28 protein-coding genes are annotated in these 24,832 nt (G+C 66.1%); 12 read left to right on the forward strand and 16 right to left on the reverse strand.

Features of this window, described 5'->3' with window-relative positions; genetic code table 11:
* Nucleotides 1-32: 32 nt before the first annotated feature.
* A complete protein-coding gene (arfB, locus tag ACN0SE_RS04475) occupies nucleotides 33-452 on the forward strand; it encodes an alternative ribosome rescue aminoacyl-tRNA hydrolase ArfB (RefSeq protein ID WP_417523290.1) in 420 nt (139 codons plus the stop codon).
* A 13-nt stretch (nucleotides 453-465) separates the two neighbouring features.
* Here the strand turns inward: arfB and pncB are convergent, their stop codons facing one another.
* Together pncB and pncA are read right to left on the reverse strand one after the other, a co-directional pair.
* The gene (gene pncB / locus ACN0SE_RS04480) at nucleotides 466-1,758 is read right to left on the reverse strand and encodes a nicotinate phosphoribosyltransferase (protein ID WP_417523291.1); all 1,293 of its coding nucleotides are present in this window, start codon (nucleotides 1,756-1,758) and stop codon (nucleotides 466-468) included.
* Nucleotides 1,759-1,773: 15 nt separating this feature from the next.
* Nucleotides 1,774-2,367 carry a bifunctional nicotinamidase/pyrazinamidase gene (pncA, locus tag ACN0SE_RS04485; RefSeq protein WP_417523292.1) on the reverse strand — a complete coding sequence of 198 codons (594 nt, stop codon included), beginning with the start codon at nucleotides 2,365-2,367 and terminating at the stop codon, nucleotides 1,774-1,776.
* A 112-nt stretch (nucleotides 2,368-2,479) separates the two neighbouring features.
* Here pncA and ACN0SE_RS04490 point away from each other — a divergent pair, with 112 nt between their 5' ends.
* The 4 genes from ACN0SE_RS04490 to ACN0SE_RS04505 all read left to right on the forward strand — a co-directional run bounded on the left by ACN0SE_RS04490 (nucleotide 2,480) and on the right by ACN0SE_RS04505 (nucleotide 6,766).
* Nucleotides 2,480-3,712, forward strand: a complete 1,233-nt coding sequence (locus tag ACN0SE_RS04490) for an Hsp70 family protein (RefSeq protein WP_417523293.1) — start codon at nucleotides 2,480-2,482, stop codon at nucleotides 3,710-3,712.
* 46 nt (nucleotides 3,713-3,758) lie between these two features.
* Complete coding sequence (locus ACN0SE_RS04495; protein ID WP_417523294.1) at nucleotides 3,759-4,673, forward strand: rhodanese-related sulfurtransferase; 915 nt, start codon at nucleotides 3,759-3,761, stop codon at nucleotides 4,671-4,673.
* Between the two features lie 243 nt (nucleotides 4,674-4,916).
* The gene (locus tag ACN0SE_RS04500; protein ID WP_417523295.1) at nucleotides 4,917-5,825 is read left to right on the forward strand and encodes an MBL fold metallo-hydrolase; all 909 of its coding nucleotides are present in this window, start codon (nucleotides 4,917-4,919) and stop codon (nucleotides 5,823-5,825) included.
* The gene (locus tag ACN0SE_RS04505) at nucleotides 5,822-6,766 is read left to right on the forward strand and encodes an MBL fold metallo-hydrolase (protein WP_417523296.1); all 945 of its coding nucleotides are present in this window, start codon (nucleotides 5,822-5,824) and stop codon (nucleotides 6,764-6,766) included. Before ACN0SE_RS04500 ends, ACN0SE_RS04505 begins: the two co-directional genes overlap by 4 nt.
* Before the next feature lie 43 nt (nucleotides 6,767-6,809).
* Here ACN0SE_RS04505 and ACN0SE_RS04510 read toward each other — a convergent pair whose 3' ends face one another.
* The 11 genes from ACN0SE_RS04510 to ACN0SE_RS04560 form a co-directional block, all read right to left on the reverse strand.
* Nucleotides 6,810-7,259, reverse strand: coding sequence for a DUF302 domain-containing protein (locus ACN0SE_RS04510; RefSeq protein WP_417523297.1), 450 nt, complete (start codon nucleotides 7,257-7,259; stop codon nucleotides 6,810-6,812).
* A gap of 123 nt (nucleotides 7,260-7,382) precedes the next feature.
* The gene (locus ACN0SE_RS04515; RefSeq protein WP_417523469.1) at nucleotides 7,383-8,402 is read right to left on the reverse strand and encodes a c-type cytochrome; all 1,020 of its coding nucleotides are present in this window, start codon (nucleotides 8,400-8,402) and stop codon (nucleotides 7,383-7,385) included.
* Nucleotides 8,403-8,814: 412 nt separating this feature from the next.
* Entirely contained in the window at nucleotides 8,815-10,083 is a 1,269-nt protein-coding gene (soxC, locus tag ACN0SE_RS04520) for a sulfite dehydrogenase (protein ID WP_417523298.1), read from the reverse strand.
* Between the two features lie 130 nt (nucleotides 10,084-10,213).
* Nucleotides 10,214-10,651 carry a hypothetical protein gene (locus ACN0SE_RS04525; RefSeq protein WP_417523299.1) on the reverse strand — a complete coding sequence of 146 codons (438 nt, stop codon included), beginning with the start codon at nucleotides 10,649-10,651 and terminating at the stop codon, nucleotides 10,214-10,216.
* Nucleotides 10,652-10,674: 23 nt separating this feature from the next.
* Entirely contained in the window at nucleotides 10,675-12,372 is a 1,698-nt protein-coding gene (soxB, locus tag ACN0SE_RS04530) for a thiosulfohydrolase SoxB (RefSeq protein WP_417523300.1), read from the reverse strand.
* A gap of 97 nt (nucleotides 12,373-12,469) precedes the next feature.
* Nucleotides 12,470-13,318 (reverse strand): sulfur oxidation c-type cytochrome SoxA, encoded by an 849-nt coding sequence (gene soxA, locus ACN0SE_RS04535; protein ID WP_417523301.1) that lies wholly within the window; start codon nucleotides 13,316-13,318, stop codon nucleotides 12,470-12,472.
* Nucleotides 13,319-13,402: 84 nt separating this feature from the next.
* Nucleotides 13,403-13,732, reverse strand: a complete 330-nt coding sequence (soxZ, locus tag ACN0SE_RS04540) for a thiosulfate oxidation carrier complex protein SoxZ (protein ID WP_417523302.1) — start codon at nucleotides 13,730-13,732, stop codon at nucleotides 13,403-13,405.
* A 21-nt stretch (nucleotides 13,733-13,753) separates the two neighbouring features.
* Nucleotides 13,754-14,170, reverse strand: a complete 417-nt coding sequence (gene soxY / locus ACN0SE_RS04545; protein WP_417523303.1) for a thiosulfate oxidation carrier protein SoxY — start codon at nucleotides 14,168-14,170, stop codon at nucleotides 13,754-13,756.
* 32 nt (nucleotides 14,171-14,202) lie between these two features.
* Nucleotides 14,203-14,682, reverse strand: a complete 480-nt coding sequence (gene soxX, locus ACN0SE_RS04550) for a sulfur oxidation c-type cytochrome SoxX (protein WP_417523304.1) — start codon at nucleotides 14,680-14,682, stop codon at nucleotides 14,203-14,205.
* Between the two features lie 116 nt (nucleotides 14,683-14,798).
* A complete protein-coding gene (locus tag ACN0SE_RS04555) occupies nucleotides 14,799-15,377 on the reverse strand; it encodes a thioredoxin family protein (RefSeq protein ID WP_417523305.1) in 579 nt (192 codons plus the stop codon).
* A gap of 21 nt (nucleotides 15,378-15,398) precedes the next feature.
* Complete coding sequence (locus ACN0SE_RS04560) at nucleotides 15,399-16,139, reverse strand: cytochrome c biogenesis CcdA family protein (RefSeq protein ID WP_417523306.1); 741 nt, start codon at nucleotides 16,137-16,139, stop codon at nucleotides 15,399-15,401.
* A gap of 81 nt (nucleotides 16,140-16,220) precedes the next feature.
* Between ACN0SE_RS04560 and ACN0SE_RS04565 the strand changes: the two genes are divergently transcribed.
* The 3 genes from ACN0SE_RS04565 to ACN0SE_RS04575 all read left to right on the forward strand — a co-directional run bounded on the left by ACN0SE_RS04565 (nucleotide 16,221) and on the right by ACN0SE_RS04575 (nucleotide 18,094).
* Nucleotides 16,221-16,601, forward strand: coding sequence for a hypothetical protein (locus tag ACN0SE_RS04565; protein ID WP_417523307.1), 381 nt, complete (start codon nucleotides 16,221-16,223; stop codon nucleotides 16,599-16,601).
* Nucleotides 16,602-16,684: 83 nt separating this feature from the next.
* The gene (locus ACN0SE_RS04570; RefSeq protein ID WP_417523470.1) at nucleotides 16,685-16,981 is read left to right on the forward strand and encodes an ArsR/SmtB family transcription factor; all 297 of its coding nucleotides are present in this window, start codon (nucleotides 16,685-16,687) and stop codon (nucleotides 16,979-16,981) included.
* 54 nt (nucleotides 16,982-17,035) lie between these two features.
* A complete protein-coding gene (locus ACN0SE_RS04575) occupies nucleotides 17,036-18,094 on the forward strand; it encodes a YeeE/YedE family protein (protein ID WP_417523308.1) in 1,059 nt (352 codons plus the stop codon).
* A 21-nt stretch (nucleotides 18,095-18,115) separates the two neighbouring features.
* Here the strand turns inward: ACN0SE_RS04575 and ACN0SE_RS04580 are convergent, their stop codons facing one another.
* Genes ACN0SE_RS04580 through ACN0SE_RS04590 form a run of 3 tightly spaced genes read right to left on the reverse strand, consistent with a single transcriptional unit; the run spans nucleotide 18,116 to nucleotide 21,990 of the window.
* Nucleotides 18,116-19,705 carry a heme biosynthesis protein HemY gene (locus ACN0SE_RS04580; protein ID WP_417523309.1) on the reverse strand — a complete coding sequence of 530 codons (1,590 nt, stop codon included), beginning with the start codon at nucleotides 19,703-19,705 and terminating at the stop codon, nucleotides 18,116-18,118.
* 10 nt (nucleotides 19,706-19,715) lie between these two features.
* On the reverse strand, nucleotides 19,716-21,200 hold the full coding sequence (locus ACN0SE_RS04585) for a hypothetical protein (RefSeq protein WP_417523310.1): 1,485 nt from the start codon (nucleotides 21,198-21,200) through the stop codon (nucleotides 19,716-19,718).
* 49 nt (nucleotides 21,201-21,249) lie between these two features.
* Entirely contained in the window at nucleotides 21,250-21,990 is a 741-nt protein-coding gene (locus ACN0SE_RS04590) for a uroporphyrinogen-III synthase (protein WP_417523311.1), read from the reverse strand.
* 54 nt (nucleotides 21,991-22,044) lie between these two features.
* Here ACN0SE_RS04590 and tsaD point away from each other — a divergent pair, with 54 nt between their 5' ends.
* The 4 genes from tsaD to ACN0SE_RS04610 are packed head-to-tail and all read left to right on the forward strand — an operon-like array spanning nucleotide 22,045 to nucleotide 24,785.
* A complete protein-coding gene (gene tsaD, locus ACN0SE_RS04595; RefSeq protein ID WP_417523312.1) occupies nucleotides 22,045-23,139 on the forward strand; it encodes a tRNA (adenosine(37)-N6)-threonylcarbamoyltransferase complex transferase subunit TsaD in 1,095 nt (364 codons plus the stop codon).
* Nucleotides 23,136-24,101, forward strand: coding sequence for an NAD(P)H-dependent glycerol-3-phosphate dehydrogenase (locus tag ACN0SE_RS04600; protein WP_417523313.1), 966 nt, complete (start codon nucleotides 23,136-23,138; stop codon nucleotides 24,099-24,101). Before tsaD ends, ACN0SE_RS04600 begins: the two co-directional genes overlap by 4 nt.
* Nucleotide 24,102: 1 nt before the next feature.
* On the forward strand, nucleotides 24,103-24,372 hold the full coding sequence (locus tag ACN0SE_RS04605) for a YciI family protein (RefSeq protein ID WP_417523314.1): 270 nt from the start codon (nucleotides 24,103-24,105) through the stop codon (nucleotides 24,370-24,372).
* Nucleotides 24,372-24,785, forward strand: a complete 414-nt coding sequence (locus ACN0SE_RS04610; RefSeq protein WP_417523471.1) for an EVE domain-containing protein — start codon at nucleotides 24,372-24,374, stop codon at nucleotides 24,783-24,785. The genes ACN0SE_RS04605 and ACN0SE_RS04610 overlap by 1 nt, the downstream gene beginning before the upstream one ends.
* The last annotated feature ends 47 nt before the right edge of the window (nucleotides 24,786-24,832 follow it).

The following is a 24,832-nucleotide window of genomic DNA, read 5'->3' on the forward strand; positions in this document are numbered from 1 at the left end:
CCGATCCCCCTCTTCCTGCCATATTCACCCGCATGACCCTGCGCATCACAGATCAGATCGAAATCGCCGATTGGGAGCTGACCGAACAATTTGTCCGCGCCTCCGGCCCCGGCGGGCAGAACGTCAACAAGGTCTCGACCGCGGTCGAACTGCGCTTCGAGGCCGAACGCTCGCCCGCCCTGCCCGAGCCGGTCAAACGCCGGCTGCAGCGCATCGCCGGGCGCAAATGGACCCGCGAAGGCGCCTTGGTGATCCAGGTCGATGAAACCCGCAGCCAAGCCCGCAACCGCGAGATCGCCCGCGAACGGCTAGCCGAGATGATCCGCAAGGCGCTGGAACGCCCAAAGCGCCGGATCGCCACCCGGGTCTCTCAGAACCAGAAGCGCAAGCGGGTGGAAGCGAAGAAGAAACGCGCCGAAGTCAAGGCGCTGCGCGGTAAGGTCGACGAATGATCCAAGGCCCGGCCTAAACCACTACCTCGATCCGTTCCTGCTCGCCCACGCCAAACACCCGCTTGTAGCGCTTGATCTCCTCGGCCGGCCCCATCGCCTTTTCCGGGTTGTCGGACAGCTTCACCGTCGGCTGACCCTCGGCCGAAACCGCCTTGCAGACCAGCGAAAAGGCATCGAGCCCGCCGTCGGGGACCAGCCCGCGGAAGTCGTTGGTCAGGTTGGTGCCCCAGCCAAAGGACACCCGCACCCGGCCCGAGAATTGCGCATGCAGCGCCGCGATGCTCTCGACATCCAGACCGTCGGAAAAGATCACCAGCTTCTCGCGCGGGTCCTCGCCGCGGCTCTTCCACCAGTCGATCGCCACCTCGGCCGCCTTGGCCGGGTCGCCGCTGTCGATGCGGATGCCGGTCCAGCCGGCCAGCCAGTCCGGTGCCTTGTCGAGGAAGCCTTGCGTGCCATAGGTGTCGGGCAGGATGATCCTCAGGTTGCCCTCGTGCTCTTCCTGCCAATCGGCCAGCACGTCATAGGGCGCCCGCGCCAGCGCCGCGTCGTCAGGCGCGAGGGCGGCATAGACCATCGGCAGTTCATGGGCATTGGTGCCGATCGCCTCGAGATCGCGGTTCTTGGCGATCAGGCAGTTCGAGGTGCCGACGAACTTGGGCCCCAGCCCCTCGGTCATCGCCTGAACACACCAATCCTGCCAGAGGAAGGAATGCCGCCGCCGCGTGCCGAAATCGGCGATCCTCAGCGTGTCGATGGCGCGCAGGCTCTCGACCTTTTCCCAGAGCTTGGTCATCGCCCGGGCATACAGCACCTGCAGTTCGAACCGCCCCATGTCATTGAGCACGGCCCGCCCGCGCAGCTCCATCAGCACCGCCAGCGCCGGGATCTCCCAGAGCATCACCTCGGGCCAGCTGCCCTCGAACGTCAGCTCGTACTGCCCCTCGCGTTTCTCAAGGTGATAGGGCGGCAGGCGCAGGTTCTCGAACCACTCCATGAAATCCGGGCGAAACATCGAGCGCTTGCCATAGAACATGTTGCCGCGCAGCCATGTGCTCTCGCCGCGTGACAGCGACAACGACCGGATGTGATCGAGCTGTTCGCGCAGCTCGCCCTCGTCGATCAGCTCGGCCAGGCGCACCGATTTCGTCCGGTTGATCAGCGAGAAAGTGACCTGGGTGTCGCGCTTGTTGCGAAACACCGACTGGCACATCAGGAGCTTGTAGAAATCCGTGTCGATCAGCGAGCGGACGATCGGATCGATCTTCCATTTGTGGTTCCAGACGCGGGTGGCGATATCGACCATCTTGGGTTCCTTCGGTCAGCGCAGCGTGACGCCGGCGTCTTGCATGTTGGTTTTCGCCACGGCGAGCGAGCCGTCGAGATCGATGGCCCGGCACAGGTCCTGCCGAACGGTCAACTCGAACCCCAGCTTCGCCGCATCCACTGCCGAAAAGCCGACGCAGAAATCCAGCGCCAGCCCGACCATCACCAGCTCGGAAATCCCGCGGGTGCGCAGATACCCTTCCAGCCCCGTGGGCGTCGCGTGGTCGTTTTCGAAAAAGGCCGAATAGCTGTCGATCGCCGGGCGGAAGCCTTTGCGGATGATCAGATCGGCGCGCGTGGTGTCGAGCCCGGGGTGAAAATCCGCCCCGTCGGAGCCTTGAATGCAATGATCCGGCCAGAGCACCTGCGGGCCGTAATCCATCTCGACCATCTCGAAAGGCGCCTTGCCGGCGTGCTGGCTGGCGAAGGAGGAATGCCCCGCCGGGTGCCAGTCCTGGGTCAGCACCACCGCGTCGAATTCGGCCATCAGGGCGTTGATCGGCGCCACGATCTTGTCACCGCCCTCCACGGCCAGCGCCCCGCCGGGGCAGAAATCGTTTTGCACGTCGATCACGACAAGAGCGCGCATCAGGCCGCCTCCTCAATTCAGCATTCTTTGCAGCTTAGAATCGGCTTTGCGGAATTGCCATGGCTCATCCTTGCGGCTATAGCCGCCGCTTCGCGAGTGAACGGAGGTGCGGATGGCACGGCTTGGCATAGATTTCGGAACCTCCAACACCGGCGCCGGCATCCTGCAGGATGGCCGCCCAGTGACCCTGCCGCTCGAGGGCACGGCACCGACCCTGCCGACGGCGGTCTTCGTCGATTTCACCGACAAGCGCTTCGTCTACGGCGAGGCCGCGGCGCGGGCAATGATGGAGGGCCAGGACGGCCGCTTCATGCGCGGGCTCAAAAGCATCCTCGGCACGCCCTTGGCGCGCGAAAAGCGACGCTTTCTGTCGGAACGGATGACGCTGATCGAGGTGATCGGGCTGTTTCTGGCCGAGATCCGCAGTCGTTCGGAAAAGCTCACCGGCGAACGCTACGACGCGGTGATCTCGGGCCGGCCGGTGAAATTCCATTCGGAGTCAGATGACAAGGATGCCCAGGCCGAGGCCGACCTGCGCGAGGCTTATGCGCTCGCCGGCTTCGAGACAGTGGATTTCCTGCCAGAGCCCGAGGCGGCCGCGCTGGCGGTGGCAGGCCAGGGCCGCATGCTGATCGTCGATATCGGCGGCGGCACCTCGGATTTCACGCTCTGCGAACGCACGGATGGTGAGACCCGGGTGATCGCCAGCCGCGGTCTCCGGCTCGGCGGCACCGATTTCGACCGCAGCCTGAGCCTGTCGCATGTCATGCCGCTGCTGGGCCACGGCGCCGAAATCGGCGCCGAGCTCGGCGCCAAGACCCACGCCGCCCCCCGCGCCCTGTTCCACGACCTCGCCAGCTGGGAAAAGATCGCCTTCGTCTACGAACCGGCGCTCCTGCGCGAGGTCAAGCGCTGGGTGCGGCTGGCCAAGGACCCGGTGCTCTTCGAGCGGCTGGCCGAAGTGCTCGAGATGCACCTCGGTCATGACATCGCCTATGCGGTCGAGGCCGGCAAGATCGCCGCCAATGACGCCCAGCGCGGCGAGATCCTGCTCGACGTGGTGGAGCGCGGGTTGCGCGTCGATCTCTGGGGCCTGCAGATGCAGGCCGAGCTTGCCGCCGCCGCCGACCGTATCGGTGACATGGCGCTGGCCACGCTCAAGGACGCCGATTGCGCGCCCGACAAGGTCGACACGGTGGTCTTCGTCGGCGGCTCCAGCCTGCTGGCCGGCGTGCGCCAGGCGCTGGCCACCCGCCTGCCCGAGGCCCGGCAGGAAACCGCCGAGGTCTTTACCGCCGTGGTGCACGGATTGGCCATCGCCGCCCGCGAAACCCGCCCTGCGTAAGACCGCGATCTTGCCTGCGCCGCCCGGCCTGCGTACATGCAGGCGCATGATTACCGTCGCCGCGCTCTATCACTTCACCCGTTTCGAGGATCCTGCCGCCCTGCAGGGCCCGCTCAAGGACCTGTGCCGCGCCCAAGGCGTGACCGGCACGCTGCTGCTGGCGCAGGAAGGCATCAACGGCACCATCGCCGGCCCCCGCGCCGGCATCTACGCGGTGCTGGCCCATATCCGCGCCCTGCCCGGCTGCGCCGATCTCGAGCACAAGGAAAGCACCGCCAGCGCCCAGCCCTTTGCCCGCATGAAGGTCCGCCTCAAACGCGAGATTGTCACCATGGGCCAGCCCGACGTCGACCCGCGTGCCAAGGTCGGCCATTACGTCGAGCCCGCCGACTGGAATGCCCTGATCCGGAGCCCCGACGTGGCAGTGATCGACACCCGCAACGACTACGAGGTGGCGATCGGCAGTTTCGAGGGCGCGATCGACCCCGAAACCGCCAGCTTCCGCGAGTTTCCCGCCTGGTGGGAGGCCAACAAGCACCGCTTCCACAACAAGAAGGTGGCGATGTTCTGCACCGGCGGCATCCGCTGCGAGAAATCCACCAACTATTTGCTCAGCCAGGGGGTCGAGGATGTCTTCCACCTCAAGGGCGGCATCCTGAAATACCTCGAGGAAGTGCCGGAAGAGCAGAGCACCTGGCAGGGAGACTGCTTCGTCTTCGACGGACGGGTCTCGGTCAGCCACGGCCTGCGCGAAGGCCCGCATCTGCTCTGCCACGCCTGCCGCCGCCCGCTGCTGCCAGAGGACCGCGACCGCCCAGAATACGAACAGGGCGTCGCCTGCCATCACTGCGCCGACGAGACCACCGAAGACGACAAGGCCCGCTTCCGCGAACGCCAGAAACAGATCGAGCTTGCCCGCCAGCGCGGCGAAAAGCACCTCGGCGGCGACCACGACGTCTGACCCGCCGCCCCCAGTCCTTCTTCTCTTTTCAAATACCGCCGGGGGAATCGCCGCTTGCGGCGATGGGGGCAGCGCCCCCCTCCCCCCTCCGGCCAATGCCCCCCATTCATCACCCCAGGCACGCCCGCCCCGGACCTGATCCGGGGCCTCCCCGCCCCCCGGCCCGCACCGCGCCACAGCTTGCCAACCTGCAAACGAACAGTCATATTCGCATATGACATTATGTTTGGGAGGGCGCTGTCCATGACGATCACACGCAGGAAGATCCTGGCCGGCCTCGGTGCCAGTGCCGGCCTCGCCGCCGCCGGCCCGGTCTGGTCGGCTACGCAACTCGGCGAGATGCGCATCGACACGCTGAGCGACGGCAACCTCGTGCTGCCCGGCGAGTTCGTCTTCGGCCCGATGCCGCAGGACGCGCTGACCCCGATCCTCGAGAGATACGGCCTCAGCCGCGACAGCCTGACCCCGGAATGCAACCTCACCCTGCTGCGCGACGGCGAACGGGTCGTGCTCTTTGATGCAGGCTCGGGTCCGGATTTCCAGCCCTCGGCGGGCAAGCTTATGGCGGCCTTCGATGCCATCGACCTCAGCCCCGAAGACGTCACCCACGTCGTGATGACCCATGCCCACCCCGACCACATCTGGGGGCTGCTCGACGATTTCGGCGATCCGCTGTTTTCCGAGGCCGCGCACCTGATCGGCGCCACCGAGCTCGATTACTGGATGGACGACGCCACCATCGACAGCATCGGCGCCGCGCGTCAGGCCTTTGCCGTCGGCGCGCAGCGGCGGCTCGAGGCGATCAGCGACCGGATCACCACCTTCACCGATGGCGAGGAAATCCTGCCGGGCGTGCTGGCCCATGCCAGCTTTGGCCACACCCCCGGCCACATGTCCTTCGAGCTGCGCAACGGCTCAGAGGGGCTGATGGTGGTGGGCGATGCCATCGGCAATCACCACGTGGCCTTTGCACAGCCCGGCTGGCCCTCGGGGTCTGACCAGGACGCCGAAACCGCCGCCGCCACCCGGCTGGCGCTCTTCGACCGGATCACCGCCGACGACATGCGCCTGATCGGCTTTCACCTGCCCGGCGGGCTGGGCCGCGTCGACCGTCAGGGCGACGGCTATGTCTTCATCGGTGAAGACGCATGAGGCGCCTCGCCCTGGCCCTGGCGCTCACCGCCTCGCCCGCCCTTGCCAGCGAGGAGATCGCCGATCAGTATCCCGGCTCACTGCTCTATTCCAAGCCTGTGGAGTTCATCCCCGGCGTCTGGTCCGCCATCGGCGCCACCGCACCGCCGACCTATGAAAACGCCGGTCACAACAACAACCTTAGCTTCATCGTCACCGGCGAGGGTGTCGTCGTGATCAACGGCGGCGCGGCGCATCAGCTGGCCGCGGCGCTGCATGACGAGATCAAGGCGATCACCGACCAGCCGGTGATCGCCGTCTTCAACGAGAACGGCCAGGGCCATGCGGCGCTGGGCAATTCCTACTGGGCCGAACAGGGCGTGCCGATCATCGCCCATGAAGAGGCCGCAGAGGAGCTCGAGGAGTATGGGCCGCAGATCCTCGCCGGCATGTTGCGCTACAACCGCGACCGGGGCGAGGGCACCGAGCTGACCCTGCCGACCGAGACCTTCGCCGGGGACTACATCCTCGAAAAAGGCGATTTCCGCATCGAGGCGCGCTATCTCGGCCCGGCGCACAGCCCCGGCGACATCGTGATCTGGCTGCCCGGGCAATCGCTGGTGATCTCCGGCGACATGGCCTTTCACGAGCGGCTGCTGCCGATCTTCGAGCAGACGATCACCGCCGACTGGATCGAAACCTGGGACACCGCCTTCGAGCCGCTGGGCGCGACCTATGTGATCCCCGGCCACGGCCATCCGACCAACATGGACCAGGTGCGGCGCTACACCCGCGACTACCTGGAATACCTGCGCGGCCAGATCCGCGATCATATCGACGAAGGCGGCGATCTGGCCGGGGCCTATTACGTCGACCAGTCGCCTTATGCCCATCTCGACACCTTCGAGGAGCTGGCGACCAAGAACGCCGGCCGGGTCTACGAGCAGATGGAATGGGAATGAGCCTGCGCAGGGTGGGCAGTCCTGCCCACCGCCAACCTCAACGCTAGAACGCCAGCGCCTCTTCGACGATTTTCGCCAGAAGTTCCTCGACCGCGTCCATCGGGCCGTCGGGATAGGTGCGATAGCCGATCTCCACCTTGCCCTCGCGGTCGGTGACAAAGATGCTGTAAGGGCAATAGGCGATGTTTGCCGGATCGGCCTCCATCACCTGTCGCGACACCTGGGCCGAGCAGAACAGGAAGGCATCCGCCGCGTCGAAGATCACCGCGCCGCCCACATCCTCGCGGGTGCGGGCCAGCATCTCGCCGACGTGGCTGCGGTAATCCACCACCAGCCCCTTGTTGACGATGGCGTTCTCGACGCTGAAGATCGCGTCCTCATAGGCGCCGTCGTATTCGTGCAGGATCACCGGCTCCTCGGCGGCCACAGGCGCGGCGGCAAGGGTGGCGGCCAGCAGCAGCGGGGCCAGGTATGTCTGGGTGAGATGGGTCATGGCTCAAGCTCCTTTCGCCGCTCCGGTGCGGGCCGGAGCTGACATCTGGGCGCAGCCTAACATCGAATTCTGGGCCCGTCGCGCATTCTGAGGGACACGCCGCCGGAGCGGCGCGTCCCGAGATCATTCGGCGTCGAAGGACTTCAGGTATTCGACAATCGCCGCCTGATCGTCTTCCTTGCGCAAACCCGAGAAGGACATCTTGGTGCCTTTCAGGTAGTCGCGCGGTTTTTCGAGAAAGGCCTTGAGCTCTTCCTCGGTCCAGACAAGGCCCGCTTGGCCGGCCTCTTCCAGCGCCTTGGAGTACTTGAAGCCCTCCATGGCGCCCGCCGGGTGGCCGACGATGCCATTGAGCGCCGGGCCGGTGCGGTTCTCGGCACCCTCACCGACCTGGTGACAGGATTTGCACTTCTTGAAGACCCTTTCGCCGGCGGCCACAAGCTCGGGGTCGAGCGCGGCGGCGGTCTCTTTGACCGGCGCGGCCTCGGCGGCGCTGGCTTCCTCGACCTCTTGCGCCTCTTCCGTCGCGGCCTCGGGGGCGTCCTCGTTCACCTCGGTGGCGTCTTCCTGAAATTCCTCTTCGGGGCTGCCTTCCTCTTCCGGTGTCACGTCGAGCACGGTGGCGCGCATGGTGATCTCGACGCTGTCCTTGCAGTTCTCCATGCAGGGCTCGGCGCGCCACTGGGCGTATTCGGTCTCGGCCCGGTCATCGATGATGAAGCCCTCGGCATTGGGCATCTCGACGTCGAGAAAGGTCTCGTGGCTGAGGGTGAACTCTTCGTCGACGATATCGTTCGAGTAGAGGATGTAGGCGGTGATGGCATAGACCTCGTCATCCGTCAGCGTCTGCGCCGCGCCGAAGGGCATCGAGCGGTGGACGTAATCCCAGACGGTCGAGAGATAGGGCCAGTAGGAGCCGACGGTCTTGACCGGGTCCTTGCGGTCGAGCGTGTCCCAGCCGCCGGCCAGTTTTGGCCAGTTGCCGACACCTTCGGCGAAGTCACCGTGGCAGGCGGCGCATTTCTCGGCAAAGATCTCTTCGCCGGTCAGAACGTCGCCTGAACCTTCCGGCAGGCCGGTGCCGTCGGGCAGCACGTCGACATCCCAGGCGGCGATCTCTTCATCGAGCGCCGGGCGCCCCAGACCGAAGCGGCCGGTGGTGTTGGCCTCGGCGGTGAAACCCTGGGCTTCAGGCGCGGCGGTTTCGGCCTCGGCGGTCGTCTCTTCGTTTGCGGGAGCCTCGGCCTCGGTGGCCTCTTCGGTCGCCTCCGCGCCCTCTTCGGCAGTCTCGGCCGCGGCGGTTGCTTCCGGCTGTTCTTCAGCCGCCTCTTCGACCGCTTCCGCGCTCTCTTCAGCCGCCTCTTCAACCGGGGCCTCGGCCTGAGCTGTCGTCTCGACTACCTCGGCCTCGGGGGCCGAGGCACCACCGCCGGGGATGTGCAGCGCCACGGTGGGCGCCGAGTCAGGTATCGGCACGACAAAGCGGTCGGCCAGGGTGATCGCCAGGCCGGCGGTGGCGGCAATCGCCGCCGCGCCGCCGACGAAGAGGGCGACATTAGGAAACTTCGACATTCTCGGCCTCCCCGTTGGGTTTCACATGCCAGGTCTGGATGCAGTTGTTGTGATAGATCGAATTCTCGCCGCGCACCTCGCGCAGCTGGTCCTTGGTCGGCTGCACATAGCCGGTCTCGTCCATGGCGCGGGCCTGCAGCAGCATCTCTTCGCCGTTCCATTCGGTGTCGAGATAGAAGCGCACCAGCGCCTTGTTTCCACCCTCCTGCGCGAGCCGCGCGGTCTCCCAGCTCTTGCCGCCGTCCTTGGAGACGTCAACGCGGGTGATCCGCCCGTGCCCGGTCCAGGCCATGCCGGTAATAACCAGCGGCCCGGGGCCGTGAGTGATGGGCATTTGCGGCGAGGGTGAGGTGATGACTGACTTGGCGTCCATCACCCATGTCCATTTACGGCTGGTCCCGTCGGCCAGCGTATCGGTGTATTTCGAGGTCTCTTCGCGGCTCTCGACCGGGGCATCGAGCACCTCGATGCGGCGCAGCCATTTGATCCAGAGGTTGCCTTCCCAGCCCGGCACCACGAGGCGCACAGGGTAGCCGTGCTCCTTGCGCAGGGCTTCGCCATTGGCCTTGAAGGCCACCAGCACGTCATCCAGCGCCTTTTCCATCGGGATCGAACGGCCGTTGGACGAGGCATCGGCGCCCTCGACATAGACCCATTTGCCCTCGGTCTCGCCGGAATAGCCGGCCTCTTCGAGCAGCGTGCGCAGCGGCACGCCGGTGTATTCCATGTTGTGGATCATGCCATGGGTGAACTGCGCGCCATTCAGCTGCGCGCCGGCCCATTCCATGCCGGTGTTGGCGGCGCATTCGCAGAAATAGACGTGGTTTTCGCGCGGGAACCGCTCGAGATCGGCATAGGAGAACACCAGCGGCGTCTCGACCAGGCCGTTGATCATCAGGCGGTAGTCTTCTTTCTTCAGCTCGATCGCGCCGGAGTGATGCCGCTCGAAGGCACAGCCCTGCGGGGTGATCGTGCCGTCGAGCGCATGGATCGGCGTGAAGTTGATCGAAGAGATCGTGTCGGCGGTGAGCCACTCGACATTGCGGCGGATCACGTCGCTTTCGAACTCGATCGGCAGGCCGTAAGGCACCTCGTCGACGCCATGGCCGAGACCCGAGGCCCAGTCCTGAACTTCGGTGATCAGAGGATCGGGGGTCGCGGCACGCGCGGCCCCGGCGGTGACCGCGCCGGCGGCGGCGGCCACGCTGCCGCGCAGGAAGGCGCGGCGGGAAGATTTCAGGATGTCAGACATGGATGCCCCTTCTCCCATTGGTTGCAGGTGCGCCCGACAGGCAGGCGCAGGTGAAGACCGCGCTGCCGAAGCGGCGCGGCAATGTTCGATGTCGGGCGCGCCCCCCGCAGGGGCGCTGGTGACGGGCCCCCTACGGGCGGATGTAGGCGTAACCCTCTTCCTGCAGCTCGATCAGCCGCACGACGCCGGAGGTGACCATCTTGGCCTCGCCCATCAGCTCGATTTCCTTGCCGGCCTTTTCGCTCATGGCGCGGTGGGTGTTGCCGCAGGCGGCAAAGCTCAGGTTCTCGTTCTCGAGCGACATCGTCGAGATCCGGTCCTCGACCGGGCTCTTGCCGGGGATGAACATGTTGAGACCGGGGCCATAGGCCACCAGCTCGACCACCACGGTGTCGCCGACGCTCTCGTAGTACTTGGTGACATTGGCGACGTTGTTGAGCGCCATGTTCATCACCTGCGGATCATTCTCGTCGACGTGGATCGCGACGCGGTGCGTCACGCCCTCGGCCCAGGCGGCACCTGCGGCGAGGGTCGCGGCAAGGGCCGCGGCGGTTGCAAAGCGTTTCATTCGGGTCTCCTCCATGTTGTCTGTCAGACGCCGGTGACCTGGACGCTGAGATTGGGATCAAGCGAGACAGTGCCGAGCTTGCGGATGTGGCTTTCGACCACGTCCCAGATCGGCGGGCCTTCGGTGCCTTCGTTGACCGAGGCCCAGCCTGCAACGACGTAGTTGCGCGCGGGATCAATCGCCTCACCGGTCGAGATCAGGGTCATCTCGGAAATCCGCTCGCCCTGCGGCTTGGAGATGTCGATCCGGTAGGCCATGCCACCGACCCGCACCATGTCGCCGCCCTGCTGGTAATAGGGATCGGGGTTGAAGATGTTGTCGGCCACGTCCTCCATCACCACCTTGAGGAATTCGCCCGACATCTCGGTGCGATAGGCCTCGGGGTAGGTCATCGAGGTAACGTTCCAGATATCTTCGCGGGTGATCTTCTGTCCGGGGATCAGCGAGGGGCCCCAGCGCACGCCGGGCGACAGCGCAATCTCGGCTTCGCGCTCCGACAGAAGCGCATCGCAGATCAGGTCGTCCCAGCTGCCGTTGAAGTTGCCGCGGCGGTAGAGCATCGTGTCGGTCTCGCCCACCACCTCTGTCAGCTCGGCCTCGTAGGGTGCGCGCTGTTCGTCGATGACCGCAGCGACCTCGGCGTCGGGGGTGATGACGTCAGAGAAGATCGGGATCAGCTTGTGACGGAAGCCCATCATCCGGCCGTTCTGCACATCGAGGTCGACGCGGCTGACGAACTTGCCGTTGGAGCCCGAGGCCACGATTATCGTCTCGCCCACCAGAACCGGTTCCGGCAGCGCGTCATGGGTGTGGCCCGACAGGATCACGTCGATGCCGGTGACGATGCCGGCCATCTTCTTGTCGACGTCGAACCCGTTGTGGCTCAGCACCACCACCAGCTCGGCGCCCTGCGCGCGCACCTCGTCGACCATGGTCTGCATGTGTTCGTCGCGGATGCCGAAGCTGTATTCCGGGAACATCCAGCCCGGGTTGGCAATCGGCATGTAGGGGAAGGCCTGGCCGATGACAGCCACCTTGACGCCGCCACGCTCGAAGAACTTGTAGGGCGGGAAGAGCTCGGCCGGTTCGTCCCACTCGGCGTCGAAGATGTTCTGGCCCAGCGCGGCGAAGGGCAGGCCCTCGACGATCTCGGTCACCCGGTCGGAACCCAGCGTAAACTCCCAGTGGAAGGTCATCGCGTCGGGCTTCAGCGTGTTCATCACGTTGACCATGTCCTGGCCTTCGGTGTGATAGCAGGTGTAACTGCCATGCCAGGTGTCGCCGCCATCGAGCAGCAGCGCATCGGGGCGCGCGGCGCGGATCGAGTTGATCACCGTCGCCACCCGGTCAAGCCCGCCAACCCGGCCATAACCCTGCGCCAGCGCCGAGAAATCGCCGGACGACAGCGCGTAATGCGAGGGGCTGCCGTCCTCGATGCCATAGAGCCGGCGGAAATCGGCCCCGGTCACATGCGGCACCGCGCCCTTGTTCTCGCCCACGCCGATGTTGATCGACGGCTCGCGGAAGTAGATCGGCTTGAGCTGGGCGTGGATGTCGGTGACGTGGATCAGCGAAACGTTTCCGAACGTGTCGAATTCCAGAAGCTGGTCCTGCGTCAGCGATTGCTGCGCGGCCAGGCGCGCCCAGTTGCCAAAGCCGGAGGCACCGACAAGGGCTGAGGCGGCCATGGAGACCTGAAGGAAATCGCGGCGGGAGATCATCGGTGGCGTCCTCTTTGACTACTCACATGCGCATATGTGAATGCGTAAACAGCGGAAAACCCCGCGCCGGGCAAGGCCGGCGCGGGGCAGGATCGTGTTACTGGCGAACCGCCGGCGTCTCGACCGAGAGACCGTTGCCGCGCGAGGCGACATAGAGCTCCAGCGCGCGGAACTCGTCGGAACCTTCGGCGAAGGTCTCGGCGCGGGTGTCGCGGATGCAGCCGCGGAAGCGGTTGTGCTTGGAGATCAGCTTGGCCTGCTTCAGACGATAGGTCGGAAAGCCGTTGATCTGACCCTGGCTGAGATGGTCGGCGCGGATGTAATTGCCGTTGTTGTCTTCGTGGCAATTCGCGCAGGACAGTTCGAGCTGACCGTAGCGCGTGTAGTACATCTCCTTGCCCTGCTCCCAGTAGGGCTGCGCCGCGCCGTCGATGGCGACATTCATCGGCAGGCCCAGCGATTGCACGCCGATGGCCGCGATCATGCCCTGCATCTCGGCGCCCGACCATTTCCAGGCGTCGGCTTCCATCCGCTCGGTGCGGCATTCGTTGATCAGGTCTTCCATGACCACCAGCTTGCCGGCCTCGTCCACCTTGGGCATCTGGGCGGTAAGGCCCTTGAAGCTCTCGATGTCCTCGTGGCAAGAGGCGCAGCTCTTTTCGGCGCCGCCTTCGACGGTTTCAAACTGATCCAGCGCCTGGTCGACGAAGATCATGCCGGGGTTGTCGAACTGGTCGGCCTCGAGCGCCTGGGTCTCGTCGGTGCGATAATGCCAGCCGGAGATCACCTGTTCGCCCAGCGCGCCGTCCAGATGGGCGGGGGCCTCGGTCTTGGTGATCATCTCGATCTCGCCGTTGATGACCAGCGTGTCATCATCCGGCCCGCCGGCAAACGCCGGTGCAGCAACCAGAAGCGCTGCGGTGGCGGTGAGTGCGGTAAGTTTCATGTATTCCCTCCCTGAGCTGTCCTGCCCCGTTGTCCGGGGTCAGATGGCGCGTCCGCCCCGGATCATCCGGAGCGGACAGGGGCCTCAGCCGACCGCGATGTTCTTGACGTCTTCGTAGACCGAGCCGTCGTCGTCATACCAGGTGAACTTCATGTCACCGGTTTCCGGGATGGTGGCCTCGAACTGGAAGTACGGGTTGGTCGAGATCGCCGGCTCCAGCTTGACGTCGATGACGTTCTCGCCGTTGAAATCGCAGGTGAAGCGATTGATGATCGAGCGCGGAATGACGTTGCCGTCACCGTCCTTGCGCTGGCCGGATTCCATCGTGTGGCTGATCAGCGTCTTGATCGTGACCGCCTCGCCCGCCTTGGCCGTCTTCGGCACCTTGACGCGGGGTTTTACACCTTTTGCCATTTGTCTAGCTCCCTATGTCTCTTAGCCGCCGCAGCCGCCGATGGTGACCTTGACGGTCTTCGACGCGCGGACAAAGCTGCCGTCGGCCATCTTGGCCACGGCGATGACGTCCTGCGTGCCGGCCAGGCGGATGCGGGTGGCAGCCTCCTGCGCGGCGGCCAGCGGGCCGAAGGTGAAGGTGGCGACCGGCGGCGTCGGGTTGCCGGCGGCATAGACCGCGATGGCGGTCGCGCCGGGGGCCGATACCTCGATCGGCACGGTGTTGCCGTTCTCGGCGATCTCGGGTGCGGTCAGCTCGAGGCCGCCCTCACCCACCTCGGCACCGCCGGTGAACTCGTTGATCAGATCGTCCACCGACGCAAAGGCGCGGAACGGCAGGACGGTCAGAAGCGCGGCACCGGCACCGAGGGCCAGCGTTTCGCGTCGCGTGAAAGTCATCATGTGTCTCCTTGGTCTCGTCTGGCCGACGCTCACTCGTCTTTCAACGTCATCAGGAACGCCACCACGTCTTCGATCTCCTGCGCCGTCAGAAGCGGCGGCAGCGGCTCGGTGCCGGCCTTGCCGGTGAACCCGTCGCCGGGGCGGATGAAGCCGCTGGTCTTGTAGAAGGCCGGCATCACCGTGCCGTCATAGGTTTTCTTGGCGTTGGCAACGATGCCGCGCAGTTCGGCCTCTTCCCAACGCGATCCGACGCCGTCAAGCACCGGGCCGACCTCGCCGTGGAACGGCGCGTCGTCAAGCGCGCTGACCGCGTGGCACGAGACGCAGTTGCCCTTGGACTTGGTCTTCATGATCACGGCGCCCTGCTCCGGGTCGCCAGGGGCGCCCGACAACGAGGCCGAGATCGCGCCGTAATCGTCGTAGGTGACGTCCTGCGGGGCCACTTCTGCCGCCAGGGCAGCCGTTGCGCCCAGCGAGGCGACCGCCAGTGCTAGTGTCGTAAGCCTCATATTCCCTCCCTAAGTCGCTACCTTGTCATTCTTGGTTCAGGTCGCTCTGCGTACCGTAGTCTACTGCGGCATCTGGACGCAACAACAAATTCATGACTTTGAATTAGATGATGCGATCAGTCGGTCCTGCCATTGTCGCGTTCCTGAATCATTCGGGCGTGGTATCGCTGAAAATCCTCACCGTTATCAAGCAGGTATCTCTTTTCTGCGACCCAGGTGAACATGTCGAGCGTGGTGCCGGGACCAAAGGCGCCGGGCATCACCGCCACCGCCGCGCGCGGCGCCGTGGTCTCATCTGACACCTCTTCGGGCAGGAACATCACCGTCGGGGTAAAGAGAATCCCCCACTTCCGCGCCATGTCCTTTTCGCTGAGCGTCTCGCCGTCGAAGTCGGTCACCTCGATGTCGCCATGCAGGTTGAGCTGCACCACGAAGTAGTTGTCCTCGATCATCTGCGTGATCTCGGGGCGCGGAAAGACCTCCTTGTGCATCTTGTCGCAATAGACGCAGCCGCGCTGCTCGAAGAACAGCACCAGGCGCTTGCCCTCGGCGTTGGCCTCGTCGAGATCCTCGCGCAGGTCCTTGAAGGTGTCGCGCATCCAGGGCGTCTTGTGCAGCCCGTCGTCGCCCAGTTCGGCGGCGGCGAGGGGCAGCGCCAGTAGCAGCGCGGCGATGGTGGCAAGCAAACGTGTCATGTGATCCTCCCTTGGCTGGGGTCAGCCGATCTGCATGAAGACCGGAAAGGTCTCGAGCATCCATTGTGCAATGTAGTTTACCGTATTGGTGGCGATCAGCAGCCCGAATATGATCAGCAAAACGCCCATCGCCTTTTCGATCTTGGGCAGGTGGCGGCGAAACTTCGCCATCCAGCGCATGAACGGCCCGATGAACATCGCCGCGACGATGAAGGGCAGCGTCATGCCGAGGCCGTAGACAAACAGCAGCGCCGCGCCGGTGCCGGCAGTCTCCTGCCCGGCGGCAGTGAACAGGATCGCCGCCAGCACCGGGCCGACGCAGGGCGTCCAGCCAAAGGCAAAGGCAAGGCCGATCACATAGGCGCCAACGAGGTTCATGTTCGAGGTGGCGCCGGTGTCGGCGCGGAATTGGCGATAGAGCAGGCCGATGCGGATTACGCCGAGGAAATGCAGCCCCATGACGATGATCACCGCTGCCGCCAGCCAGCGCAGGATGTGGAAGTAGTCGCGCAGCATCTGGCCGAAGATCGTGGCCGAGGCGCCCAGCGCCACGAAGACGGTGATCACCCCCAGCGCAAAGGCAGTCGCCGCCAGCACCGCGCGCAGCCGCACCGCGCCCGAGATCTCGGCGGTGGCGCTGACCTGATTCATCCCGACGCCGGCCAGATAGCTGAGGTAGAACGGAACGATGGGCAGGATGCAGGGTGACAGAAAGGACAACAGCCCCGCCACAAGCGCCCCTGCAAAGGTGACATCGAACATCGCGCAACCGTCCTGCTTGTAAAATTCACATATTCAGATTATGTGGTATATCAGGTTCGGATCAAACATGAAATCTTTCGCATGCTGAGGATTGTCCCGCTTCTGCTGTCGGCCCTGCTGGTGCTGACCCTTGGTCTCGTGCAGCCCGCACGCGCCGAGATGACGCTTGTCATGGTCGAAGAGCCAGGCTGCGCCTGGTGTGCCAAGTGGAACAAGGAGATCGGGCCGATCTATCCCAAGACCGACGAGGGCGCGCTGGCGCCGCTGCACCGGATCGACATCCGCGAGCGCCCGCCAGAGGGCATGAGCTTTGCCCGCGGGCTGCACTTTACCCCGACATTTGTCCTGTTGGTCGACGGGGTCGAAAGCGGCCGCATCGAAGGCTACCCGGGCGAGGATTTCTTCTGGGGGCTGCTGGGCCGGATGATCGAGACCGCCAAACCGCAAGGGGCCACAGGATGACCGCAGCATTGAACACCGGCGCCGCCACGGCATCGAAACTGCCGGCCTTTGACGAGAATACCTGCGAGGAAGACATCGAGCGGATGATGGAAAATGCCACCAACGCCGCCAACTTCCTCAAGGCGCTGGGCCACGAAGGCCGGCTGATGATCCTCTGCCATCTCGCCACCGGCGAGAAATCGGTAACCGAGCTCGAAGACCTGCTGTCGGCGCGCCAGGCGGCGGTGTCGCAGCAGCTCTCGCGCCTCAGGCTCGAAGGCATGGTCAAGCCGCGCCGCGATGGCAAGGCGATCTATTATTCGCTGGCCGACGACCGGCCCCGGCAGATCATGGAGATCGTCTACGAGATGTTCTGCCGACCGGAGGCGACCACCTCTTGAGAAGACTCCGCCAGCAGGCCCCCGGGAGAGGGACCGCGCGGAGAGGGAGACAAAATGCTGGACTATATCGGAGACGCCACCGCCGTGGCGCTTGTCGGGCTGCTGACCGGGGTGCTCCTGGGGCTGGCGGCGCGGCTCGGGCGATTCTGCACCCTGGGGGCGATCGAGGATTACTTCTATTCCAGCAGTGACCTGCGCCTGCGGATGTGGGGCATTGCCATCGGCGTGGCGGTGACCGGCAGCTTTGCCCTGATCGCGCTGGGTTGGCTAGATCCTGCAGCGCCGGCCTATCTCGCCAATGCCTGGTCGCCGGTGGCTTCGGTGCTGGGCGGGCTGGTCTTTGGCTACGGCATGGCGATCAGCGGCAACTGCGGTTTCGGCGCGCTGGCCCGGCTGGGCGGCGGTGACCTGCGCTCCTTCGTGATCGTGCTGGTGACCGGGGTTGCGGCCTATGCGCTGCTCTCGGGGCCGCTGTCGAGCCTGCGGATCGCGGTCTTTCCGCCGCTCGAGGCCGACCCTCAGGCCCTGCCCGGCATCGCCCATGGCCTGGCCCGGCTGACCGGGCTGCCGGTGGCAGAGATCGGTCTGGCGATCGGCCTTGCGATCCTGGCGTTGGTTGGCGGGCCGAAGCACGTGCGCCAGGCGCCTGCGGTCTGGCTCTGGGGCGCGGTCGTCGGGCTTGCCATCGTCGGCGCCTGGGCCGGCACCTCCTGGATCGCGCAACATGGCTGGGACGACCTGCCGGTCACCTCGCACAGCTTTTCCAAGCCGCTGGGCGATACCATTCTCTATGCCATGCTGTCCTCGGGACTGGCGCTGAACTTCGGCGCAGGCTCGGTGGTGGGCGTGCTGGCCGGGGCCTTCATCGGCTCGATGATCAAGGGCCAGTTCCGCTGGGAGGCCTGTGACGACCCGCGCGAATTGCGCCGCCAGATCGGCGGTGCGGTGTTGATGGGGTTCGGAGCGGTGGCGGCCACGGGCTGCAGCGTCGGACAGGGCCTGTCGGCGATGTCGCTGCTGGCCTGGAGCGCGCCGGTGACCCTGGGGTCGATCCTGATCGGCGGCTACATCGGCCTGCGCCAGCTGATGCTGGGGTTTGCCCCGGCCGAGTGACGACCGGGGCGGTCCGGGCCATCAGGCCCGGACGGTATCTTCTCCGACGATCTCGGCGTCTTCGGCCAGCTTCTCGGCCATGGTCGGCTTGGCATCCTGCGCCAGCTTGCCGGCCATGGTGTCAGGCTCGGTATCCTCGGCCAGCTTTTCACCCATGGTCGGGCCGTTGTGCATCGCCCGACCGGCCAGCACGCTGTCCTGCGCCGCCATGTCCTTGCCGGAATGATCCTCGATCGCGCCGACGATCAACGGCAGCATGGCGCTGTCGGCATTGGACGACGCGGCCTCGGCCGGCGGGGTCTTCCAGCTGAGCGTATCGAGCGCGCCGCAGTTGGTGCAGGTCGCGGTCCATTCGTTCTGGATGTTCGAGCAATTGTCGCAGACCCAATGGGGACCGCGCGGCGCGTTCAACGCCCGGGCCAGCCAGCCCTTGACCACCGCGTCCGAAGCCCCCTCGCCGCGTTCGATGGCGGCCATGATGGTCAGGGTTCGGGTGTCGGGATCTGTCTCGGCCAGATCGCCCAGCGCGCGGCGGGCACCGGGGAAATCCTCGGCGGCGATGTTCAGCTCGGCCAGCAGCAGCTTGGTCTCGCGGTGATCGGACGCCAGCCGCGTCAGGTGCTGGAAGCGCTTGATCCGGTCGGCGGGCGTCTCGTCGGGGTTGATCGCGGCAAAGGTGGCGGCGAGGTCGGGATGCGGCTGCGCCTCCCAGGCCTTCTTGATCACCCGCGTTGCGTATTTCGACTTGCCCTGCTCGATGTAGCTGCGCGCGGCCATGACCGCCGCCGGGATCAACTCGGGCGAGAGCCGGTTGGCCTCGATCGCGGTTTCGCGTTGCTCGATGGTGCGACCGTCGGCGGCGACTTCGCGCGCCTCCGACAGCGCCAGCACCGCCTCGCGGCGGCGGTGCACGTCGCGCGGCAGATTGCCGGACTTCAGCTTGGCATTCAGGGTCTTGCGCGCGCCGGCCCAATCGCCGTGATCGGCCTGCAGCTTGAGCAGGATGTCCTGGGTCTCTTCATGCTTGGGCTTGATCGCAAAGGCGCGCTCGGCCAGCTTGAGCGCGGTGTCGGTGTCACCCTCGGCCAGCCGCTGCTTCATCACGCCACGGACGCCGACAAAGCGGGTCTTCTCGTTGGCCACCAGCTTCTTGTAGACCGCCTCGGCCTTTTCCCGGTCGCCCGCCATCTCGGCCGCCTGGGCGGTCAGAAGGTTGGTCAGCTCGGGCTTGTTGAGATAGCGGTCGGCCTTGGCGGCCTTGGCCATCGCCAGCTTGCCCTCGCCAGAGGCCAGCGCCATCAACCCGTCGCTCAGCGCCTGGAAGCCCTTGCGTTCGCGGTTGCGGTCGAAATAGCGCGAGATCGCGGTCTCGTCGCCGTTCACGAAGCGCACCAGCGCCACCAGAAATGACACGATCTTGAGCAGCACCCAGAGCGCCACCAGAAGCGCCATCAGCGCCAGAACCGCCTGCAGCGCGGTAAAGGTGAATTCCTGTCCGTTGAAGGTCAGGCGCATGCCCGCGCCGTCGTATTCCAGCAGCCAACCGGCGCCCCAGGCCAGCGCGAGAACGACAGCAACAAAGACGAGGATTTTCAGAAGTGACCAAAGCATGAATGCGTCCTTATCCCTGGTTCAGGCGTGCCGCGATGGCGTTGGCTTCGTCCAGCGCCGACATCCTGGTTTCGGCGTCGGCCACCCAGCCGGCCAAAGGCTCTTTTGCCACGTCGGGCAGAGCCGAAATTTCATCAAGCGCGACGCGGAAGTTGCCGTTGCGCACCGCCGCTTCGGCGCGTGACAGGATGGCGTCGGTGTCGACGCCGTCGCGCGGCGCGACCGAGCGCACCTCGAACATCTTTTCCAGCACGCCACCGATCCCGGCCTCTTCGCCATCGGCACCGGCGTCGCGCGCGGCGCGCAGCGCGGCGCGGGCGTCATCGGGGAAGCGTTCGCGCAGCGCGGCCTGGGTCACGACGCCCTCGGCCGCGGCGGCCTGAAGGCCCTCCATCGGCGCATCGACGTTCTCGGCCAGCGCCGCCAGCGGTTCCTCGTAGGGCTCGCCGGTTTCCAGCGCGGTGATCACCTGGGTCAGCGCCGTGCGCGCGGCGGAAAGCCGCGACTGTTCCAGCGCGCGTTCTTCCATCTGAGTGGCGTCGCGGGCGATCTCTTCGATCTTGGCCTTTTCGGCGGCGATTGTGTCCTCGATCGCCTTGCGCTGCTCTTCCATCGAGCCGCGCAGCCGCTCCAGCTCGCTCTCGTAGGCGGCAATCGCCTCGCGAGAGACGGTGTCGGCGATCGGGCGTTTCGCCAGAGTGGTCAGCCGCTCGTCGAGCGCCGCCATCTCTTCGCGCAGCGCCTCGAGGCCGGTTAGCCGCTGGTTCTGTTCGTCAAGCGCGCCTTCGGCGGTGCCTAGCGCTTCCTTGGTCGTCTCGAGATCGGCGGCCAGCGCATCGGTGCGCTCGGTCACGTCGGCGGCCATGGTGGTGATCTGCTGGGACACGTCGTCCAGCCGCCCGGATTGCTCCTGCAGCGCGGCGCGGGTCTCGGTTTCGAAGCTGTCGTCCTGACCGAGGTAATAGGCCGCGCCATAACCCAGGCCGGCGGCGACGATGCCGCCCAGCACCATGGGCACAAAGCCGCCACGGCGTTCGACGACCTTTTCGGTCACCGGCGGGCTCATTGGCGGCGGCGTGCTGTCACGCACCGGCTCGGCGTCGTCAAAGACCTCGGGCTCCGGCTCGTTGCCGGCATCAACGTGGGATTCGTCGGCGGCCATCTCGGCCTGCACCGGGTCCGGCTCGGCCAGAGGGTCGGCGTTTTCGGTCATCTCGTCGTGGAGGGGGGTGTCGTCGCCGGCCAGCGTATCGCCAGCCAAGCTGTCACCGCCAAGCGTTCCGCCGTCCAGCGTGTCACCGGGCAGCGGGTCTGCATCCGCGCCGGGCGTGTCAGACCCATCGAGGCTGTCCGCCGCATCGGACCCGGCCATCAGGCTGTCGGACCCCGCTGTGTCACCGTCAGAGACCTCGGCCGCGTCGGGCGCATCTGTCCGGTCATCTGCCGCGCGTTTGTCTTCGGTTTCTTCCGGTTTCGGCTCTTTCGAATTTGACACCAAGGATCACCCTTTCCGAATCTTACTGCAGCGGCGCAATATCATTACCTTATGGTACCCTCGAGGCCCCCTCAAGCGGACTTCCCCCCTCGATCACCCCGGCCACGGCTGCGCAAATCGACGCACGGTCAGGCCGCGCGGCAATCACCAGCCGCTCCGGTGTCAAAGGGGATACGCATCGCGCAACCGCTGGACTGAGCGCCACGATCCAAAGCCGGGCTCGCGCCTCTGCCTGCCCGGCGACGATCTCGGCGCTTCTGGGCGAGAACAGGGGAAGGATCACCGGCCTCTCTTCGTCAAGTAGCACACGCGCCTCACGAGTAAAGCCGCAAGCCACCTGATCGTACACGATGGTCTCATCCACCCGGAGGCCCTGCGCCGCCAGCCGCGCCGCCACATCGCCGCGCGCATGGCGGCCGCGCAGGTGCATCAGGCGGCCCTTGGGCCTGAGCGTGCCGAGATGCGCCACCAACTGATCGGCGGTCTCGCCCGCCATCTCGGCCCGAAGCCCCGCCGCCTGCGCCGCCTGCGTCGTCCGCTCGCCCACGCAATAGGCGGGCAGGCCTCGCGGGCCGTCATAGGCGCGCACGCCGTTGGTCGAGGTCAGGATCAACCCGGTCACGCCAGTCATGTCCGGCACATCACCGGTCGCCACGATCTCCAGCACCGGCGAGATCACCACCCGGCCCGGCGTGGCAACCCTGCGCAGGTCGGCGAGGAAGCTCTCGGCATCGGCACGCGGCCGGGTCAGCAGCAGCGCCGGCGGGTCTTGGGCGGGATTGTTTGCCATGGTGGCAAGTGTTACCTGCCGGTTGTCCCCTCCGCAACGAACCGAAGCGCCGCAATGACCCAAACGCTCACTCTTCTCGGCCTCGAAAGCAGCTGCGACGACACCGCCGCCGCCGTGGTGCGCGGCACCCCCGGCAAGGCCGAGGTCCTGGCCTCAGTAGTCGAAGGCCAGACCGGGCTGCACAAGGAGTTCGGCGGCGTAGTGCCCGAAATCGCCGCCCGCGCCCATGCCGAGCGACTGGATGTCTGCGTCAAGGAAGCGCTGGCGCAGGCCGGGCTGGGTCTCGACGCGCTCGACGGAATCGCGGTGACCGCCGGGCCGGGACTGATCGGGGGTGTGGTGTCGGGCGTGATGTGCGCCAAGGGGATCGCCATAGGCACCGGGCTGCCGCTGATCGGGGTCAATCACCTGGCCGGCCACGCGCTGACCCCGCGACTGACCGATGGCGCGTCGTTTCCCTACCTGATGCTGCTGGTCTCCGGCGGGCATTGCCAGTTCCTGATCGCCCGCGGCCCCGAGGATTTCACCCGCCTCGGTGGCACCATCGACGACGCCCCCGGCGAAGCCTTTGACAAGACCGCGCGGCTGCTGGGACTGCCGCAGCCCGGCGGGCCGTCTGTGGAGGCCGAGGCAGAGAAAGGCGTGGCGAAACGCTTTGCCTTCCCCCGCCCGCTGCTCGACCGCCCGGGCTGCGACATGTCCTTCTCGGGCCTGAAAACCGCGCTGCTCCGCACCCGCGACGCGGTGATCGCCGAGAAATCCGGCCTGACCCGACAGGACCGCGCCGACATGTGTGCCGGGTTTCAGGCGGCGGTGGTCGACGTGCTGGCGGAAAAGACCCGACGGGCGCTTGCCGCTTATCTCGATGAAAGCCCGGCAATCCCGATGCTCGCCGTCGCCGGCGGCGTGGCAGCGAACCAGCCGATCCGCGCCGCGTTGCAAACCGTCTGCGCCGAGGCCGGCGTCGGTTTTACCGCGCCGCCGCTGGCGCTTTGCACCGACAACGCGGCGATGATCGCCTATGCAGGGCTGGAACGGATGGCCCTGGGTCGGGTTGACGACATGACCCTCTCGGCCCGCCCGCGCTGGCCGCTCGACAAGACCGCCGCGCCGATGCTGGGCAGCGGCAAGAAAGGAGCCAAGGCATGACCATCGGCGTGATCGGAGCCGGCGCTTTCGGCACTTCACTGGCCATTTCGCTGGCCGCCGCCGGCCGCGAGGTTCGGCTCTGGGGGCGTGACGGCACGGCGATGCTGGAAATGCAGGACGCGCGGGAAAATGCCAAGCGCCTGCCCGGCGCGCCCTTCCCCGACACCCTCACTGCGACCGACAATTTCGCCGAGGCCACCGCGCCCGACACCCTGCTGCTCTCGGTACCGATGCAACAGCTCGAGACGCTGCTGGAGGACAACGCAGAGACCCTCGCGCAGAAGACCCTCGTCGCCTGCTGCAAGGGCTTTTCCCTGCGCACCGGCGAGGGGCCCGTCAGCCTGATCGCCCGTATCCTGCCACAGACGCAGGCGGCGATCCTGACCGGACCGAGCTTTGCCGCCGACATCGCCCAGGGTTTGCCCACCGCGCTGACGCTGGCCTGCGCCAGCCTGGCCTGCAGCCAGGACCTGCAGGAGCGGCTTTCGACCCGCAACCTGCGGCTCTATCGCACCACCGACGTCACCGGCGCCGAACTGGGCGGCGGACTGAAGAACGTGATCGCCATCGCCAGCGGCGTGGTGATCGGCGCGGGGCTGGGCGAGTCGGCCCGCGCCGCCCTGATGACCCGCGGATTTGCCGAGATGACCCGCATCGCCCAGGCGCTGGGCGCGCGGCCGGAAACCCTGGCCGGGCTCTCGGGCTTTGGCGACCTGACGCTGACCTGCACCTCGACCCAGTCGCGCAATTACCGCTACGGGCAGGCACTGGGCCGGGGCGAGGAGTTCGCCGCCGGGACCACCGTCGAAGGCGCCGCCACCGCCCGCGCCATGCTGCAGTTGGCCGAGCGCCACGGGGTCGACATGCCGATCACCCGCGCGGTCACCGCGATCATCGCCGGCGATCTTGACGTCGGCGCGGCGATGGACCAGCTTCTCGCCCGACCCCTGAAGGAAGAATGACATGCTGATTGCCCTGATCGCCCGCGACAAGCCCGGCGCCCTGCAAACCCGCAAGGACAACCGCGACGCTCACCTCGCCTATATCAAGGAGACCGGCGTGGTGTCGCAGGCCGGCCCTCTGATCGTCGAGGGCGAGATGGCCGGTTCGCTGGTAATCCTCGACGTCGCCGACATGGCCGCGGCCGAGGCCTGGGCCGAGAGCGACCCCTATGCCAAGGCCGGCCTCTTCGACAGCGTCGAGCTGATCGAATGGAAGAAGGTCATCGGCTGATGCGCTACTGGCTGTTCAAGTCCGAGCCCTCCACCTGGTCCTGGGAGGACCAGGTCGCCAAGGGTGCGGCGGGCGAGGAATGGGACGGCGTGCGCAACTACCAGGCCCGCAACTTCATGCGCGAGATGGCGGTGGGCGACCGCGGCTTCTTCTACCATTCGCAGAAGGCGCGCGAGATCGTCGGCATCGTCGAGGTCTGCGCCGCGGCCCATCCCGACAGCACCACCGACGACGACCGCTGGGACTGTGTCGACATCCGCGCCGTGGAACCTCTGAAGCGCCCGGTCAGCCTTGATGCGATCAAGTCCGACCCGGTGCTGGCCGACATGGTGCTGGTCAAGAACTCCCGCCTGTCGGTGCAGCCGGTCAGCGATGCCGAATGGCGGCATATCTGTGGCCTCGGCGGGGTCTGATCGCGGTTAACACCGACAAATCAATTGAAATCCTGTGGAAACCGGTG

This window comes from Marinovum sp., assembly GCF_048263515.1.
GTDB lineage: Bacteria > Pseudomonadota > Alphaproteobacteria > Rhodobacterales > Rhodobacteraceae > Marinovum.

What these genes read in the sequence shown, in the direction of transcription:
- ACN0SE_RS04600 (WP_417523313.1), top strand. Translation starts at nt 23,136, where the DNA reads ATGACCATCGGCGTGATCGGAGCCGGCGCTTTCGGCACTTCACTGGCC.
- ACN0SE_RS04490 (WP_417523293.1), top strand. Translation starts at nt 2,480, where the DNA reads ATGGCACGGCTTGGCATAGATTTCGGAACCTCCAACACCGGCGCCGGC.
- ACN0SE_RS04560 (WP_417523306.1), bottom strand. Translation starts at nt 16,139, where the DNA reads ATGTTCGATGTCACCTTTGCAGGGGCGCTTGTGGCGGGGCTGTTGTCC.
- ACN0SE_RS04505 (WP_417523296.1), top strand. Translation starts at nt 5,822, where the DNA reads ATGAGGCGCCTCGCCCTGGCCCTGGCGCTCACCGCCTCGCCCGCCCTT.
- arfB (WP_417523290.1), top strand. Translation starts at nt 33, where the DNA reads ATGACCCTGCGCATCACAGATCAGATCGAAATCGCCGATTGGGAGCTG.
- ACN0SE_RS04500 (WP_417523295.1), top strand. Translation starts at nt 4,917, where the DNA reads ATGACGATCACACGCAGGAAGATCCTGGCCGGCCTCGGTGCCAGTGCC.
- ACN0SE_RS04580 (WP_417523309.1), bottom strand. Translation starts at nt 19,705, where the DNA reads ATGCTTTGGTCACTTCTGAAAATCCTCGTCTTTGTTGCTGTCGTTCTC.
- soxZ (WP_417523302.1), bottom strand. Translation starts at nt 13,732, where the DNA reads ATGGCAAAAGGTGTAAAACCCCGCGTCAAGGTGCCGAAGACGGCCAAG.
- soxA (WP_417523301.1), bottom strand. Translation starts at nt 13,318, where the DNA reads ATGAAACTTACCGCACTCACCGCCACCGCAGCGCTTCTGGTTGCTGCA.
- soxY (WP_417523303.1), bottom strand. Translation starts at nt 14,170, where the DNA reads ATGACTTTCACGCGACGCGAAACGCTGGCCCTCGGTGCCGGTGCCGCG.
- ACN0SE_RS04605 (WP_417523314.1), top strand. Translation starts at nt 24,103, where the DNA reads ATGCTGATTGCCCTGATCGCCCGCGACAAGCCCGGCGCCCTGCAAACC.
- ACN0SE_RS04590 (WP_417523311.1), bottom strand. Translation starts at nt 21,990, where the DNA reads ATGGCAAACAATCCCGCCCAAGACCCGCCGGCGCTGCTGCTGACCCGG.
- ACN0SE_RS04495 (WP_417523294.1), top strand. Translation starts at nt 3,759, where the DNA reads ATGATTACCGTCGCCGCGCTCTATCACTTCACCCGTTTCGAGGATCCT.
- pncA (WP_417523292.1), bottom strand. Translation starts at nt 2,367, where the DNA reads ATGCGCGCTCTTGTCGTGATCGACGTGCAAAACGATTTCTGCCCCGGC.
- ACN0SE_RS04610 (WP_417523471.1), top strand. Translation starts at nt 24,372, where the DNA reads ATGCGCTACTGGCTGTTCAAGTCCGAGCCCTCCACCTGGTCCTGGGAG.
- ACN0SE_RS04525 (WP_417523299.1), bottom strand. Translation starts at nt 10,651, where the DNA reads ATGAAACGCTTTGCAACCGCCGCGGCCCTTGCCGCGACCCTCGCCGCA.
- soxC (WP_417523298.1), bottom strand. Translation starts at nt 10,083, where the DNA reads ATGTCTGACATCCTGAAATCTTCCCGCCGCGCCTTCCTGCGCGGCAGC.
- tsaD (WP_417523312.1), top strand. Translation starts at nt 22,045, where the DNA reads ATGACCCAAACGCTCACTCTTCTCGGCCTCGAAAGCAGCTGCGACGAC.
- ACN0SE_RS04570 (WP_417523470.1), top strand. Translation starts at nt 16,685, where the DNA reads ATGATGGAAAATGCCACCAACGCCGCCAACTTCCTCAAGGCGCTGGGC.
- soxX (WP_417523304.1), bottom strand. Translation starts at nt 14,682, where the DNA reads ATGAGGCTTACGACACTAGCACTGGCGGTCGCCTCGCTGGGCGCAACG.
- pncB (WP_417523291.1), bottom strand. Translation starts at nt 1,758, where the DNA reads ATGGTCGATATCGCCACCCGCGTCTGGAACCACAAATGGAAGATCGAT.
- ACN0SE_RS04555 (WP_417523305.1), bottom strand. Translation starts at nt 15,377, where the DNA reads ATGACACGTTTGCTTGCCACCATCGCCGCGCTGCTACTGGCGCTGCCC.
- ACN0SE_RS04575 (WP_417523308.1), top strand. Translation starts at nt 17,036, where the DNA reads ATGCTGGACTATATCGGAGACGCCACCGCCGTGGCGCTTGTCGGGCTG.
- ACN0SE_RS04565 (WP_417523307.1), top strand. Translation starts at nt 16,221, where the DNA reads ATGCTGAGGATTGTCCCGCTTCTGCTGTCGGCCCTGCTGGTGCTGACC.
- ACN0SE_RS04510 (WP_417523297.1), bottom strand. Translation starts at nt 7,259, where the DNA reads ATGACCCATCTCACCCAGACATACCTGGCCCCGCTGCTGCTGGCCGCC.
- soxB (WP_417523300.1), bottom strand. Translation starts at nt 12,372, where the DNA reads ATGATCTCCCGCCGCGATTTCCTTCAGGTCTCCATGGCCGCCTCAGCC.